The organism is Arcobacter roscoffensis (genome assembly GCF_024267655.1).
Taxonomy (GTDB): Bacteria; Campylobacterota; Campylobacteria; order Campylobacterales; family Arcobacteraceae; genus Arcobacter_B; species Arcobacter_B roscoffensis.
The window spans coordinates 810,702-825,997 of record NZ_CP100595.1 but is presented as its reverse complement, the minus strand read 5'-3'; the positions used below and the strand labels follow the sequence as shown (position 1 = coordinate 825,997).

Here is a 15,296-nt window from a genome sequence, read left to right as displayed (position 1 = left end):
TCTTACATCTTATGATGTTTGTTTTTTCTTTGATACTGATTTTAACCAAAAATATCCAAATAAACCTGAAAATAAAGAAGCACTCAAAATTCCTATCTTAGCTTGGAAAATAAGCTCTGGATTTCCAACAAAGGCTAAATCTGCAACAAAAATAGACATAGTAAATCCAATACCACCTAAAAACGCTACACCAAATACTTGACTCATATTACTATCTTTTGGAAGTTGAGCAATTTTTAATTTTACTGCTAGCCATGAAACTCCAAAAATTCCGATAACTTTTCCTAAAATAAGTCCAGCAATAATTCCTAAAGAAACAGGTTCAACTATTGTTGATCCAATAGAGCTAAAATCGATTTTAACCCCTGCATTTGCTAAAGCAAAGATTGGGATAATTAATAGTGCAACAGGTAAATGAAGATTTCGTTCTAATCTAGCAGCTGGTGTTCCAACTTGATCGATTTTATCTTGAATATTTGTTAAAATCTTCTTTTGTTCTTCATGCATCATATGATTTTCTTGTATAGGATATTTATCATATTCATCTAATAAATGTTTTGTATCCTGTGTTAATGTCTCTGGTGCTCTTTTGGGAGTTGATGGTATTGCTAAGGCTGCTAATACACCTGCAATAGTTGCATGAACACCTGATTCAAGCATAAAGAACCACATAAATAAACCAACTACAAAATATGGTAAAATCATATGAATACCAAATCTATTAAAAGTAATCATAACAGCAAACATCACACCAGCTGCACTTAATGCAAACATATTTATAGTTTCAGTATAGAATATTGCTATAACTAATACAGCACCTAAATCATCTACAATTGCAAGTGCAACTAAAAATGTTACAAGTGCAGTTGGAACTCTTTTTCCTAATAAAACTAAAGCACTAATTGCAAAAGCAATATCTGTTGCCATAGGAATACCCCAACCAGCAGCACCTTCTGTTCCATAGTTTAAGCTTATATAAATAAGTGCAGGGAAAACCATACCACCAATAGCGGCTAAAATAGGAAGCATTGCTACTTTTAAGTTAGATAATTCTCCTGCTGTTATTTCTCTTTTTATTTCTAATCCAATTAGAAAAAAGAAAATTGCCATAAGACCATCATTTATCCAATGATGTAAAGAATGAGAAAGTTCCCATGAACCTACATTAAAATCAATATATGTATGAAAAAAGTGTGCATATGTTTCATATAAAGGACTGTTTGCTAATACTAATGCCAAAACTGTCATTATTATCAAAATCAAACCTGTTGTTGTTTGGGCATGTAAGAACTCTTCAAAAGGTGTTGATACTTTTTTAAAAGCCTTTTCCCAAGGTGCGTATAGTTTCATTTAAACTCCTAGTAAAATTTTTAACTATTTATTTGTAAAGTGTCAAATTATACTGATTAAATGTCAAGATACTTACACATTATTTATTGACAATTTCTTGACAATAATTGTAAAAGATACTATGTGACTTTTATAGAAGGGTTTTATAAAAAATATTTTGTAAAGAAGATGAGATAAGTAGTATTCTTTAGTTCTAGTTAAATAAACTGTTAATTTGTTAGGGGGGGGGTGTAAAAAGAATTTTAATAGTCAATTTTTTTGACATGGAAATGACTATCTTTTTACTAAAAAATCCTAATCTATCTCATCTTAAAAATATTGGAGAATATTTTCTAATCACGATTATAATGTTGAAAACTGCACTGCTACTTTTAATAAGCATATGCTAGTAGTGATTGTACGAAATTATATATAACAATTGTCAATTTTAAAATGTAATATCTCTTGACATTTTGTTGACATAAAAAATAATATAATCTTAAATACAAATATGTAAGAATGTACTATATGTAATTAGGATTTAACAATGAGTCAAAAGAAAAAAAACCAAGAAGAGAATTCATTATCTGAAAAAATATTTAAAGTTTTAGTTGTACTAGTAATACTTATATTTTCAATAATTATAATCGGCCAACCAAGTGGTAGTTTTTCATTTTCAGAAAATAAATTAAGAGAACCATCTAAGAACATGCCCACATCAACAAATAGTGTTCCAGGTGAACTTAAATGGACAGATTCATTTAAAGGTATTTCAAATGAAAAAAGTGATTCTAAAAATAAAGGCTTTTTAGACTAAGGAGTATAATATGGAGTTAATTTTTATAATATTTTATATAGCTATGTTTCTTATAGCTTTAGTTCTTTCATATCAATCTTTTAAATATTTTAAAACTATGTGGAAATTTAAAAATAGAAAAAAAGATGGAAGTGAAGACAAAGACTTTAAGTATTTTGATTAGACTCTTTTTTTATTACAGAAATAAATACAGCAACTGAGACAAGTAATGTTGCAATTAAAAGTTTCATTGTAAATACTTCTTCTAAAAAAGTTAAGCATAATTCTTTCTAAACTAAAACTTAATGACTAAAAGATATAAATATAAAAACATAAAAGTAAATACTATGATCTGGCTACAGTTGGTTTTGGAGCGGTAGGTTTAGCAATAGGTTCCTACGTAGGTGAAAAAATGGGAGAAGATTTTTATGATAGTGCATTTAGCGATTACAAAGATGAAATTAATTCATGGTAGAGGTATAATATGAAAGAATATGAATATAATAAAGATACATTAATAGCAGAAAGATCTTTGCAGAAGTATTTTTACATACTTATAGCAGGGTTAATGTTTATACCTTTGATTTTTATATCAGATGAGATGGTAGTAAGTAATGAATATTTATTTTCTCTATCTCATATGTTTAATGATTATCTGAGAAATATTGATAGAGCCGCAGAACTTGCAAACTCTACAGGTATTGCTAATAAAGTCAGGTTTATTTATAACTATAGTATTGTTGTAGGAGCAATACTATTTTTCGTTATGTTATATGTTTATGGTAAAGCATACTTATGTAGTTTAGGCTACCTTAATAATTGTAAAAAAGTGTACTATATTAAAACAATTCAAAATAAAAAAGTAGATCGTCCATTTAATTTAGTAATTGGTAATTTTCTTTTAATGTTTGTAATATTTGAAACAATTCATTTAGGATATTTTATTGATTTAATAACAGAAGCAAATATAACAAGTTATTATTATAACAATTCATTTGCTGTGACAATATGGTGTTCAATTGGTAGTATTCCAATGGGATATATGTCATATATTATTTTAGAACTAATATCTCATATACGAAAATATTTAAAATTAAAATTTAATTGAAAATGAATCTAAACCAAACAATACCATATAGAAAGGACTACAATCTTATAGTCCTTTCTATAACATCAATTTTAATAATATTACCTTCTTTAATATTTAGTGAAAATGATATTGCAAATAATAAAACAATAGTTAATGCCCTTAATTTAATATCCCCTTTATTTACAAATATTGAGAACATGGCAATAGTCTCGTCAACGGTAGGACTATATTTTAAAAGTAAATTTTTATTTACATATACAATATTTGTAAATCTTATAGTTTTTATTGTGATGTTATATATTTATGCAAGGACTTATTTAAGTAGTTTAGGTAAATTAGAAAGAGGTCATGATTTCTTTTTTTCTGAGAATATTCAAAAAAATAAAACTGATACAAGCAAACCAATGTTGTTTGCCTCAATTTTAATTATTGTAATATTAATAAACTTTTTTTACTTTGATACTATTATGGCTATTCAAGATCATGATTCATTAAAAATGGCAATAAAAAAAGAAATCTAGATAAAGGGTTAATTTACTATAAAGAGAGGAAGTCAATATACTTCATATGAACATAAATATCTTTTAGAAAAATGGAGTCATTCAAAGTATGAGTAAAAAAGGTCACTGTTGGGATAATGCAGTTGCAGAGAGTTTTTTCATAGTTTAAAACTGAATTTATTCATCATGAGAAGTTTTAACATGAAAAGAGAAGCAAATTTTGTTATCAAATTTGCTTCTCTTATTGGGATAGTTTTTATATAGCTATGTTTCTTATCAGTCTTTTAAATATTTTAAAACTATGTGGAAATTTAAAAATAGAAAAAAAGATGGTAGTGAAGACAAAGACTTTAAGTATTTTGATTAGACTCTTTTTTTATTACTGAAATTAATACAGCAACTGATACAAGTAATGTTGCTATTAAAAGTTTCATGGTAAATATCTCTCCTAAAAAAACAACACTTAAAATAATAGCAATAACAGGAACAAGTAACTGTAAAATACTTGCCGTAACTATTTTAATATTTGGCAAGACTTTATACCAAATAACATAGCCTATAGCAGAGGTGATACTTCCAGATAAAAAGCTTAATAAAATTCCATTAACACTAATTTGAAGGGTATTAAATAAAACAAATACAAAAAATATCACTGTAAATATCAAAGCTTTAAAGAAGTTATCATAAGTATTAAATAAAGCATCTTTTGAGCTCTTACCAATAACAGAATAAATTCCCCATGCAATTCCTGAAATAACCATCAAAGTTAAATGAAAATATGAAATATCAAAATCCTTACTAGGATATAGTAAGTATGATAGACCAATAAAAGCTAATATGATTCCAATAAATTTATTTATATTGATTTTTTCTTTATAAAATAGTGAAGTAATAAGCATTGTTAATTGAACTGCTGTAAATAGTAATAGTGTCCCAAAACCTGCTTCTAAGTTTAAATAAGAGTAAGAAAAGCCAATTGCATATATAAAAAGCATAAAAGAACTAAGCCAATTACCTTTTAAACTTATTTTCTTTAGTTTAGATTCTTTTTTACTTTCTCTTAATGTGATTAAAATAAGTAGGGTCAAAAAAGCAAAAAAGACTCTAAAGAAAGTAAATGAGTAAGCATCTATATACTCATTTACTAAAGCGATTTTACATAAAATAGAGTTTAGACTTAAAAATATTAAAGAAAGAGTGATTAAAACAAATAGCTCAAACTCTTTCTTTAAAAAACTCATGATTTTACTTTATCTCAAAAATTCTATCAAGAGTTGCTATTGATAAATACTTATCAAAATATGCTCTATTATATTTTTGTTTTGCAGAAGTTAATAAGAAGTTTGCATCTGTTAAATCAGTTGAAGTTGAAACTCCTTCTTTAAATCTGTTATTTACTATCTCATAATTCTCTTTTGCTTGTTTTAAAGCTAATGAAGCTGTTTCATAGTTATCACTTGCAACCTCTAAAGTTGATTTTGCATTTTCATACTGTAAATTTATATCAAGCTGTGTTTTTTGAATTTGTGTTTTTAGCTTAGATATTTGAGTATTGTAAATAGCTACTTGTGTTTGTGTAGAACCTCCATCATATAAGTTCCAAGATGCACTAAGTGTTGCTACATTTTGATTGTCATTTCCATCTATTTCGTTAAATCCTAAATCCTCATAAAATCTATTATGAGCGATTTTAGCATCAAGTTTTGGAAGGTATGAACCTTTTTGTGCTTTTCTTTGTTTTTTAAGTGCTTCAAGACTCATTTTTAAAGCTTCAACTTCACTTCTTTTTTCTAAAAGCTCTTGCTTATATGTAGATGAAACAATACTTTTAGCTTCAAAGTTTTCAATAGATTCATTTGATAAGTCATATCCACCTAAAATATTTGATAATTGAAGTTTTGCAATTTTTACATCAGATTTTGCTTTTACTACATTTTGTTTAGCCCCTGACATATTTACCTGAACTTGCAAAAAATCATTTCTTGCTAATAAACCTTGCTCATATCTATTTTTTGCATCTTTAAATTGATTATCAAAAAGCTTATACTCACTCTCATAAGTTTTTAACACATTTAACTTATCAAGATAGTTTATGTATGCTTTTTTAGTCTCTAAAACAATATCATGTTTTAAAGCTGTTAAAGAGTAATCTGATGATTTTGATAGATATTGTGAAGCTTGCTTATTTGAAATATCTTTTAATCCATTAAATAGATTATAAGAAAGTGCTGCACTAAAAGAGGCATCTTCTTTAGACTGATTTCCTACTATTTCATCTCTTTTATTATATCCATAAGCTAAATCAAGTTTTGGCAAATAGTTTGCGTTTGAAAGCTCTATATTTTGAACACTTTGTTTATAATCATAAGCTTGTGCTTTAAGCTCATGATTATTTTTAAGTGCTAAATCTACTGCTTGCTTTAAATCTAAAGAACTTGCTCCACTTACAAAAATAGATGCCACTAAAGATAGTTTTAATAGTTTATTTTTAATATTTTTCATACACTTATCCTTTTATGCTTTACTTACATCAACTGGTTTATTTTTATTTGAAACTGCTTGTTCTAATTTTATAAAGAACATTAATAATGCAGGTGTTACAAAAATCGTAAAGATTGTTGAAAATGCTAAACCACCCGTAATTACAGAACCTAAACCTCTATAAAACTCAGAACCAGGACCTGGAACTAATACTAGTGGTAACATACCAAAAATAGAAGTTAATGAACTCATATAAATTGGTCTAACTCTTGTTCTTGTTGCTTCAATAACTGCTTTTTTATGCTCCATACCATGATTTTTGATATAGTTTAAACTTTGGTGAACAATCAAAATTGCATTGTTTACAACAATACCAACTAAGATAATAAACCCTAGCATAGTTAAGATATCTAAAGGCTGTGGTGCTATAAACTTATTTGTTAATGCAAGCCCAATAAACCCACCAGCTGTAGCTAAAGGTACTGTAAACATAATAACTATTGGATAAACAAAGTTACCAAATAGTGCTGACATAAGTAAGTATACAATAACTAGTGCTAATAAAAAGTTACCAAGTAACAATCCAATTGTTTCAGTTAATTTATCAGCTGTTCCTGATAAATTAATATCAACATCTGATGATATAGCACCTTTTGCTTTCATTCCCTCTAGCATACCACCAATACTTCTCATAGCCTCATCAATAGTCATACCAGCAGGTGGCGTAACTTGAAGAGTAATTGTTCTTTTACCATCTAAGTGTCTAATTTCTGAAATACCTGTAGTTGACTCATAAGAAGCAAGTGAAGATACAGGAACTAAAGCACCATTTGGTAAAGCAATTTGCGAACTCATAATATCTTGTGGTGTTTGAATATACTCATCGCTAGCTTTTAATACTAAATCGATTTTCTTTTTACCATCTTGTTCAAAATCACCTAATTTTCTACCACTCATAAGTACATCAACTGCAATACCTAAATCCCTTGAACTCATACCTAAGGCTTTTAGAGCATCTTGATCTGGTTTAATTCTAACTTCTGGATATAAAAGCTCAACTGATGGAACTGGTCTTACTTGACTACCTTGTAATGCTCCCATTGTTGCACCAAACAACTGTCCACCAACATTTGCAATATCTTCAATACTTTCACCACTAATATCAATATTTACAGTATTACCCTCACCAATACCGTTTTCAAATACCCCTGATTGTAAGGATACACCAAATACAGATGGCATTGAGTTTACTATTGGTCTAAACATTGGAATTAAATCTTTTGCTCTATCTTCAACCATTGATGTTCCACCAAATAAGTTAAAGTCACCAAAAGATACGAAGAAGGCTCTATTTAATCCAGGAACTCCATCAACTTCTTGATTTACATGTGGCTCAATTCTTTTCATTAAATATGCACCCATATCATATCTTTCTTGGTAAGAAAGACCAGGAGGAGCAATCAAGATATTAAAAATCAAGTTTTTATTTCCTTGAGGAAGATAATCTAACTTAGGGAATAAAACATAAATAGCACCTACTGAAAATGCTGCTAATGATAAAATCGTAACTATTTTTGTAAATAAATTCTTTAAAGAAATATTTACAATTGACATAATTAAGTCAACTATCTTTTGTCCAAATTTAGCAATAGCTCCTGCATCTTTTGGCTCTGCTTTTGAAATAGATGCAAATCTCTTCCAAAGCATTGGAATTACTGCAATAGATACAAATAAAGAGAATGATACAGCTGATGTTACAGCAATAGCAATATCTTTAAATAACTGACCTGCTTCATCTTCTAAGAAAATGATAGGTAAGAATACAGCAATTGTTGTTGAAGCTGATGCAATTAATGCACCCCAAACTTCACTAGCACCTTTATATGCAGCTTCACTAATACTAGCACCATTTTTTCTATGTCTATCAATATTTTCAAGTACAACAATAGCAGCATCAACTAACATACCAACAGCAAAGGAAATACCTGCTAATGAAATAGTATTTAAACTTCTTCCCATAGCTTCAAGAATAATAAATGTTCCTATAATTGATATAGGAATTGCAACTGCAACAACAGCAGTTGGTGAAATACTTCTTAAAAATGTAATTAGAATAATAACTGCAAGAATTGCACCTATCATAATATTTTGTTGAACTAAATCAACTGAACCCACGATATATGGTCTTTGGTCATATAACCAGTGAATTTTTAACTGTTTTTCTTTTAGTACAGTTTCATTTAATTCATTTACAACTTTTTCCACATCATTTGTAAGTTTTACAATATTTGCTTCACTATTAGGTTGAACACCTAAGAAAATACCGTCTTTTCCTAAGAACATAGCTACAGTACTAGCTGTTTCATAACCAAAACTTACTTTTGCAATATCCCTAACTCTTACTCTTTGTTCTCTGTTTGAAATAAGAATAACATTTTCTATATCCTCTGTTGTAGAGAACTTATGTACTGTTCTAATTCTATATGATCTTCTATCTAGATTTTGAATACCTGCTGAAACATCTACATTTTCATTTTGTAAAGTATTAATAACTTCATTTATAGTAAGACCATAAGAAGCAAGTTTATTTACATCAAACTCAATTTGCATTTCTTGCTCACGGCCACCACCACCCATTGTTCCAGAAACACCCTCAACTCTTTTGATAGCTGGTTTTATTTCATTTTCAAAGAATGTTTTATACTCATCAACGTGTCTATCATTGCCATCAAGAGTTTGAAGCATCATCCAAATAACAGGACTTGCACTTGCTGTTTCAATTACAGGTTCATTTGCAGCACTTGGATAAGAGTTAACTTCATTCAACTTATTTGATACATCTTGTAAAGCAGCTCTAATATCAGTTCCAAGTTTAAATGTAAGAGTAATTTCTCCATAATTATCTTTAGAAGATGACTCATATTCTATTAGATTATTTAAACTTTTTAATGCCTCTTCTTGCTCTTCAATTATCTCTCGCTCGATTTCATAGGGAGTAGCCCCTGCCCATGAAGTAGTTACTTTAATCTCAGGTTTAGTAACTGTTGGAGTTAATTGATAAGGAAGTTTAGTTAGTGATAAAAAACCAAAAATTACTACAATTAGTACTGATACGATTATAGTAACTGGGTTTTTTATGGAAAACTTGATTAAATCCATTTATTTGTTCCTTTTTTCTTAGCTATATTTATTTTTTATTTATAATTTTTACTGGTGATTTTGGGAAAACTCTTTCATTTCCTTTTTCAACTATCTGCATACCTTCACTCAATCCTTGACCTTCAATAGCAACTTTATTTGATATAAATCCTACTATTTTTACAGGTATCATCATAGCTATATTTTTTTCATTTACAGCAAATACAACTCTTTGACCAAATCTTTTAATAACTGCATCTCTTGGTAAAACTAAAGCTTGTTTTATGGCATCTTTTGAAAGGCTAACTTTTGCTTCTTGACCATCAAATACAAAACTATTTTCTACATTTGCTTTAAATTTAACAGGAAAAGTTCTTGTTAATTTATCTCCATTTGGAATTACTGCTGTAAGCTTTGCTTTAACTGTTTGTTTTCCAACTTGAACATCATACATATCACCCATTCTTAAACCATCAACAACTTCTAAAGGAATGTTAAATGTAATCTCCGCTTTTGAAGTATCAACTATTTTTGCTATTGCAGTTCCTGCATTTACCCATTCACCTAAACTAATATTTTTTTCAACTATTACACCTGAAAAAGGAGCTTTAATTCTTTTTTTAGAACTTTGAATTGTAAGTTCTTTTAGTTTAGCTTCTAAAGCTTTTACATTACTTCTTGATGAATTTGATTTTAAAAGTGCATCATCATACTCTTTTTGAGTAATTGATTTTGACTCTAAAAGTTTTTTATATCTTTCATAATCTTTTGAAGAGTTTCTTTGCTCATCTTTTGCAATACTTAAATTTGCTCTTGCTGCTTTTATTTGAGCATTTAATAAATCATCATCAATTTGAACTAATGTTTTTCCTTTTGATACTTTATCTCCAACTTCAAAATTTACTTTTTTTACTAAGCCAGAATTTTGAGCAGCTAGTGTTGATTCATTATCAAACTTTAATGTTCCTACAAACTCTTGTAATGGGTTTACTTCACCTTTTACTAATGTAGTTGTTTCAACTAAAGAAGGCCCTTGAGCATGTAAAAGCCCTAAACCTAAAAAAGCAGTAACTAAAATCTTTTTTATCATTATCTTTCCTTATTTAATTAACTTATTTGTAATCTTATGCACAAATGGTGCAACAACAAAGATGATTGGAAAAGCAAATAAAAATGCTTTTATATAAGCTTCCATCCATCTAATAAAAAAATCATCTACTAAACCTAAATTTATAAATGTAATAATCATACTCATTAAAAAACTCATAATAGATGACATAAAAAATGCAAATACTATATTTCTGTATTTTGCAGGTATCATTTTTTAATCTCAATTAGCTTAAAAAGTGTATTTAAAAAATGTTCAAATTTTTCTTGAACTTGATGATCATTTTGACTCATTTTCATTAAAACTAAGCCTTTTTCAAAGATTAGTAAACTCTCAGCTAAATCAATAGATTCAGGTTTTAAATCACCAATTTTTACACCCTCTTCTAATATTTCTGATAACTGATTTTTAAAGAAATCATGAGTATCACAGTTAAACTCTTTCATTGCACTATTTTCATCTGCTAAAACAATAGATAAAAACTCTTTATATCCATTAAAATGTTTAATATTATCTTCACTATCATCTAAAACAAATTTAAAAAAGTGTCTAATTTTATCTTTTGTATTTTTAACTGTTTTTATACTCTCTTTAAAACTATCAAGATATTGTTCAATGTGGATATTAATTATTTCAAAAATTATGTCATCTTTATTATCAAAATATTCATAAACAGTTCCCTTACCAATTCCAGCTGTTTTAGCAACTTGGGCAACAGTGATTTTTTTCATTCCAACTTCATGTATTAAATCAGAACAAGCAAGAGCAACCTCTCTTCTTTTTTCTTCTTTATTTACTTTTCTTGGGCTCATTTCACTCCTTCAAAGCTTTTTACAAAACAAAAAATAATTGATTGACCGACGGTCAGTCAATATATAATGTGAGTATATTAAAAGAAGTCTTAATCTTTTTTTAATTAACCGACCGACGGTCGGTCAATATTACAATTAATCCATAAATAACTTCAAATAAAACCTTTAAATAATCTTATAAGTATTTCTTTTATATCATATGATAAAAATTTTACTAAGGACTTAAAATGAGAAAAATACTACTTACATCTATTTTTGCTTTTGCATTAATTACAAACCTTAATGCTTATGAACTAAATGGAGACTTACTAATCAAATGGACAGGGTTTAAAACCATGGAAAAAGCTCCTGTTTCTGGTACCTTTAAAGACATAAAAGTTGAGATAAAAGAAAACAAAGACTTAGAAGAGTTTTTAAAAAGTGCAAAGGTTACTATAAAAACTGCTTCTTTTGACTCAAAAAACGAGTACAGAGATAATAATATCACCTCAACACTTTTTTCACTTGCAACTTCAAAGCAAATAATAGCTTCAATTTCAAAAGTAAATGTAAAAGATAGAGCTTTAAATCTAAAACTTACAATGAACGAAACAACAAAAGATGTTCCTATGAGATTTGAGATTCTAAATGACCTTATTTATGCAAAAGGAAAAATTGATATTTTGGACTACAATATGAAAAACTCTTTTCTAGCTTTTGCTAAAAAATGTGCTCCATATCATGAAAATAAATCTTATTCAGATGTAGAAATAGAGTTTTCACTTCCATATAAAAACTAAAGCTTAAAAGCTTTAGTTTATGAAGAACAACTAAGTTTTAAATTTGCGTGTTCTAGTGGTGTAGGATTTGAATATCTCTCAAAACCTTCATGTTCATCAAAAGGATTTTGAGCAATTTTAAGTAAGTCATTTACTAAAGTATAATCTTCCTCATGGGCTTTTTCAATAGCTTCTTGAAGCATATAGTTTTTGATAGTATATTTAGGATTTACTTTTTTCATAATAGCGTTTCTACTTTCAAAACTACTTTCTTCTTTCTCACATACTTCTTTATATGAATCAAACCAATTTATCAAAGGCTCTCTAAAAACAGCAATATCAGTAATACTGTTTAGTTCATCAAAACTGCTAAGATTAGTCAATCTGTAGAAAAATACATTATAATCCATCTGTGAGCTTTCTAAACTTCCTAATAACTCTTTTACTAAAGAAGCATTGTTATCACTACTTTTAGAACCATCTAATCCTAATCTTTTGTTCATAAGATTTAAGTATACATTTTCATGCTGTGGTAAAAAGGTGTGTAAATACTCTATAGCTTTTTCTTCATCTATGATTGAGCCCATTGCATTTGCTAAAACCATCAAATTCCATCTTGCAACATATGGTTGATTATTATAAGAGTATCGCCCTTCATTATCTGTGTGATTACAAATACAGTTTTTATCGAAGTAATCCATAAAAGCATAAGGTCCATAATCAATAGTAAGACCTGCCATAGAGAAGTTATCAGTATTTAAAACTCCATGCATAAAACCATAAGCTTGCCAATAAGCTACAAGCTCACTACTTCTATCAACTAGTTCATAAAACATCTTTTGATATTTATTTTGCTCATTTTCTAAGTGAGGGTATGACTGGCTTATCACATAATCAGCCAATTGAGTTAGATTTGCTTTAGCATCATCAGTTCTTGCAAAAAATTCAAAAGTTCCTATTCTAATCCAAGAAGGTGAAAGCCTCATAACTATGGAGCAAGACTCACTTTCCCACTCTCTATGTGCAAATGATTCTGAGTCTATAATAGCTAAAGCTCTTGTAGTTGGAATTCCTAAAGAGTGCATAGCTTCACTCATAATATATTCTCTAATAGAAGATCTAAGAACTGCTCTTCCATCACCTTGTCGTGAATACTTTGTAAGACCTGAACCTTTTGTTTGTAAGTGCCAAGAGTTTACACTTCCAAGATTTATAGCTCTTCCATCACCTAATTGTGGTACAAAATAGCCAAACTGATGACCTGCATATACCATAGAATAAGGAGTTGAATTTTTTAAAAGCTTCTTTCCATTCATAAAGTCTAAAAACTCTTGTGTTTCACACTCTTTACAATCTAAATCTATTAAATCACAAGCTTTTTTGTTGAAAGAAACTAACTTAGGATTTAAAACAGGTGTTGCATCTAATTTTTGATATAAATTCTCATCAAATTCAAAATAATCAATATTTACTTCTAATTCATTTAATTTCATATATTTTCTCTTTTATAATTGTTTGTATTTAATTCACACTATCAAAAAAAGACTCAATATAAGATAAATTTTGTCCTGTTTCACTCTTAACATAAACTAAACGAAAAAAATCTATACTAAAAAAAATTTAAAAAGGTAAACCATGAAAAAAATAGTACTTATGATGCTATTTTTTCTATCAACGTCTCTTTTTGCATTTGAAGAGATAACAGATGATAATTTTGATGAAAAAATAGCAGGTAAAAACGTAATAGTTGATTTTCACGCAATCTGGTGAGGCTCTTGTAAGGTTCTAGAGAAGAACATGACAAAATATGCTACAAGTACTAAACCAAAAGATATCTACATCTATAAAGTAGACGTAACAAAACAAAAAGCAACAACAAAAAGATTTAAAGCCTTTGGAGTTCCTACACTTGTATACCTAGAAGATGGTATGGAAGTTGGAAGACACTCAGGTGTTTTAAGTGTAGAAGAATTAGAAGAAACTGTAAAAGAATACTTCGAATAAATAAAAGAGGCTTTGCCTCTTTTAGCAAATAGTATAACTTTTAATTATAATAAAAATTACTCAATTTTTTCTCTTAGTTAAACTTCGATATAATCCCTTAAAAAGTATTATTAGGACTCTTATGAAGAAACATGTTGAAACATCATTAAGCCATATTGCAAAATTTGCACCATTTGCTGAACAAGCTGGTGCTTCTCACTTTCCTATTTATAACACAGGAACATTTGATTTAAAAAAGCAAGATGGTGACAAAATTTATGACTATACAAGAAGTGACAACCCAACAAGAGAGATGTTAGAAAATCTTTTCACTGAAGTAGAAAGTGGTGCTGGATGTGTATGTACACACACAGGTATTGCTTCTGTTGCACTTTTATTTGAAACAACTCTAAAAGCAAACTCACATATTTTAGTAGAAGCTGACTGTTATGGCGGAACATTTAGACTTCTTAAAGTATTTAAAGAAAAGTATAATGTTACAGTTCATTTTGCTAACTTCTTAGAGTTTGATACTATGGAAGAGATTCTAAAAAACAACCCTATTGATTTAGTTTTATGTGAGAGTCCTACAAACCCAGGTCTTAAAATCATTGATTTAAAAAAAGTAGCTAACTTAGCACATAACTACAATGCTTTATTTGCAGTTGATAACTCACTTGCTACATTTATCTCTCAAAGACCTATTGAGCTTGGAGCTGATTTTTCTCTTTTCTCAACAACTAAATATATCTCAGGTCATGGAGCAGTAGTTGCAGGTGCTATTGTTGCAGCAACAAAAGAGTTAAGCGATGAAGTTCACTACTATGCAAATGCAGGTGGAAGATCTCAAAACCCAATGGATGTTTATCTAATCACACTTGGTATTCCAACTCTAAAAGTTAGAATGAAAGAGCATGAGAAAAACTCTATAATTATTGCGAAGTTCTTAGAAGAGCAAGAGTATATCACTAAAGTTACTCATCCAGCACTAGAATCACATCCACAACACAAGCTAGCAAAAGAGCAGATGGATTATATTCCAGGACTGTTTTGTGCAGACTTTACATCACTTGAATTAGCTGAAAAGTTTATAGAAAACACTAAAATTTATGGAGAAAAGTGTTCATTTGGAAGCCCTGATTCAAGAGTAGAAATTCCTGCTAAGATTTCTCATGCTTCTTTTTCTAAAGAAGAGTTAGAAGCTATTGGAATAGCTGAGGGAACAGTAAGATTCTCAATTGGTTTAGAAAACGTAGAAGATTTAATCGAAGATATAAAACAGGCAGTAAAGTAAGAAGGTA

Annotated in this window: 15 protein-coding genes and 1 pseudogene; 8 read left to right on the top strand and 8 right to left on the bottom strand. The window is 28.7% G+C overall.

Annotated elements, in window-relative coordinates; all coding sequences use genetic code 11:
• Window positions 1–9 precede the first annotated feature (9 nt).
• Complete coding sequence (gene nhaA, locus NJU99_RS04000; RefSeq protein WP_254577440.1) at window positions 10–1,350, bottom strand: Na+/H+ antiporter NhaA; 1,341 nt, start codon at window positions 1,348–1,350, stop codon at window positions 10–12.
• Window positions 1,351–1,876: 526 nt separating this feature from the next.
• On the opposite strand from nhaA, the gene NJU99_RS03995 reads away from it, so the two are divergent.
• From NJU99_RS03995 to NJU99_RS03980, 4 genes are all read left to right on the top strand, one after another.
• A complete protein-coding gene (locus tag NJU99_RS03995) occupies window positions 1,877–2,146 on the top strand; it encodes a hypothetical protein (RefSeq protein WP_254577439.1) in 270 nt (89 codons plus the stop codon).
• Between the two features lie 10 nt (window positions 2,147–2,156).
• Window positions 2,157–2,309, top strand: coding sequence for a hypothetical protein (locus NJU99_RS03990; RefSeq protein WP_254577438.1), 153 nt, complete (start codon window positions 2,157–2,159; stop codon window positions 2,307–2,309).
• Window positions 2,310–2,609: 300 nt separating this feature from the next.
• Window positions 2,610–3,233 carry a hypothetical protein gene (locus NJU99_RS03985; protein WP_254577437.1) on the top strand — a complete coding sequence of 208 codons (624 nt, stop codon included), beginning with the start codon at window positions 2,610–2,612 and terminating at the stop codon, window positions 3,231–3,233.
• Between the two features lie 2 nt (window positions 3,234–3,235).
• Entirely contained in the window at window positions 3,236–3,736 is a 501-nt protein-coding gene (locus NJU99_RS03980) for a hypothetical protein (protein ID WP_254577436.1), read from the top strand.
• Window positions 3,737–4,065: 329 nt separating this feature from the next.
• Here NJU99_RS03980 and NJU99_RS03970 read toward each other — a convergent pair whose 3' ends face one another.
• Genes NJU99_RS03970 through NJU99_RS03945 form a run of 6 tightly spaced genes read right to left on the bottom strand, consistent with a single transcriptional unit; the run spans window position 4,066 to window position 11,254 of the window.
• Window positions 4,066–4,956 (bottom strand): DMT family transporter, encoded by an 891-nt coding sequence (locus tag NJU99_RS03970; protein ID WP_254577435.1) that lies wholly within the window; start codon window positions 4,954–4,956, stop codon window positions 4,066–4,068.
• A gap of 4 nt (window positions 4,957–4,960) precedes the next feature.
• Window positions 4,961–6,217: a TolC family protein gene (locus NJU99_RS03965; RefSeq protein ID WP_254577434.1), complete on the bottom strand. Its 1,257-nt coding sequence runs from the start codon at window positions 6,215–6,217 to the stop codon at window positions 4,961–4,963.
• A 12-nt stretch (window positions 6,218–6,229) separates the two neighbouring features.
• Window positions 6,230–9,355, bottom strand: coding sequence for an efflux RND transporter permease subunit (locus NJU99_RS03960; protein WP_254577433.1), 3,126 nt, complete (start codon window positions 9,353–9,355; stop codon window positions 6,230–6,232).
• A gap of 28 nt (window positions 9,356–9,383) precedes the next feature.
• On the bottom strand, window positions 9,384–10,424 hold the full coding sequence (locus tag NJU99_RS03955) for an efflux RND transporter periplasmic adaptor subunit (RefSeq protein ID WP_254577432.1): 1,041 nt from the start codon (window positions 10,422–10,424) through the stop codon (window positions 9,384–9,386).
• A gap of 9 nt (window positions 10,425–10,433) precedes the next feature.
• Window positions 10,434–10,655, bottom strand: a complete 222-nt coding sequence (locus NJU99_RS03950) for a DUF2798 domain-containing protein (RefSeq protein ID WP_254577431.1) — start codon at window positions 10,653–10,655, stop codon at window positions 10,434–10,436.
• Window positions 10,652–11,254 carry a TetR/AcrR family transcriptional regulator gene (locus tag NJU99_RS03945; protein WP_254577430.1) on the bottom strand — a complete coding sequence of 201 codons (603 nt, stop codon included), beginning with the start codon at window positions 11,252–11,254 and terminating at the stop codon, window positions 10,652–10,654. The genes NJU99_RS03950 and NJU99_RS03945 overlap by 4 nt, the downstream gene beginning before the upstream one ends.
• Window positions 11,255–11,481: 227 nt before the next feature.
• On the opposite strand from NJU99_RS03945, the gene NJU99_RS03940 reads away from it, so the two are divergent.
• Window positions 11,482–12,033, top strand: a complete 552-nt coding sequence (locus tag NJU99_RS03940) for a YceI family protein (RefSeq protein ID WP_254577429.1) — start codon at window positions 11,482–11,484, stop codon at window positions 12,031–12,033.
• A 17-nt stretch (window positions 12,034–12,050) separates the two neighbouring features.
• On the opposite strand, the gene NJU99_RS03935 is transcribed toward NJU99_RS03940, so the two are convergent.
• Window positions 12,051–13,505, bottom strand: a complete 1,455-nt coding sequence (locus NJU99_RS03935; RefSeq protein WP_254577428.1) for a protein adenylyltransferase SelO — start codon at window positions 13,503–13,505, stop codon at window positions 12,051–12,053.
• 142 nt (window positions 13,506–13,647) lie between these two features.
• Between NJU99_RS03935 and NJU99_RS14900 the strand changes: the two genes are divergently transcribed.
• From NJU99_RS14900 to NJU99_RS03925, 3 genes and pseudogenes are all read left to right on the top strand, one after another.
• A complete protein-coding gene (locus tag NJU99_RS14900; RefSeq protein WP_283256437.1) occupies window positions 13,648–13,782 on the top strand; it encodes a YbbN family protein in 135 nt (44 codons plus the stop codon).
• Window positions 13,783–13,794: 12 nt separating this feature from the next.
• Window positions 13,795–14,016, top strand: a pseudogene (locus NJU99_RS03930) (thioredoxin family protein); the annotation flags it as partial.
• A gap of 121 nt (window positions 14,017–14,137) precedes the next feature.
• Window positions 14,138–15,289: a trans-sulfuration enzyme family protein gene (locus NJU99_RS03925; RefSeq protein ID WP_254577426.1), complete on the top strand. Its 1,152-nt coding sequence runs from the start codon at window positions 14,138–14,140 to the stop codon at window positions 15,287–15,289.
• Window positions 15,290–15,296: the final 7 nt, after the last annotated feature.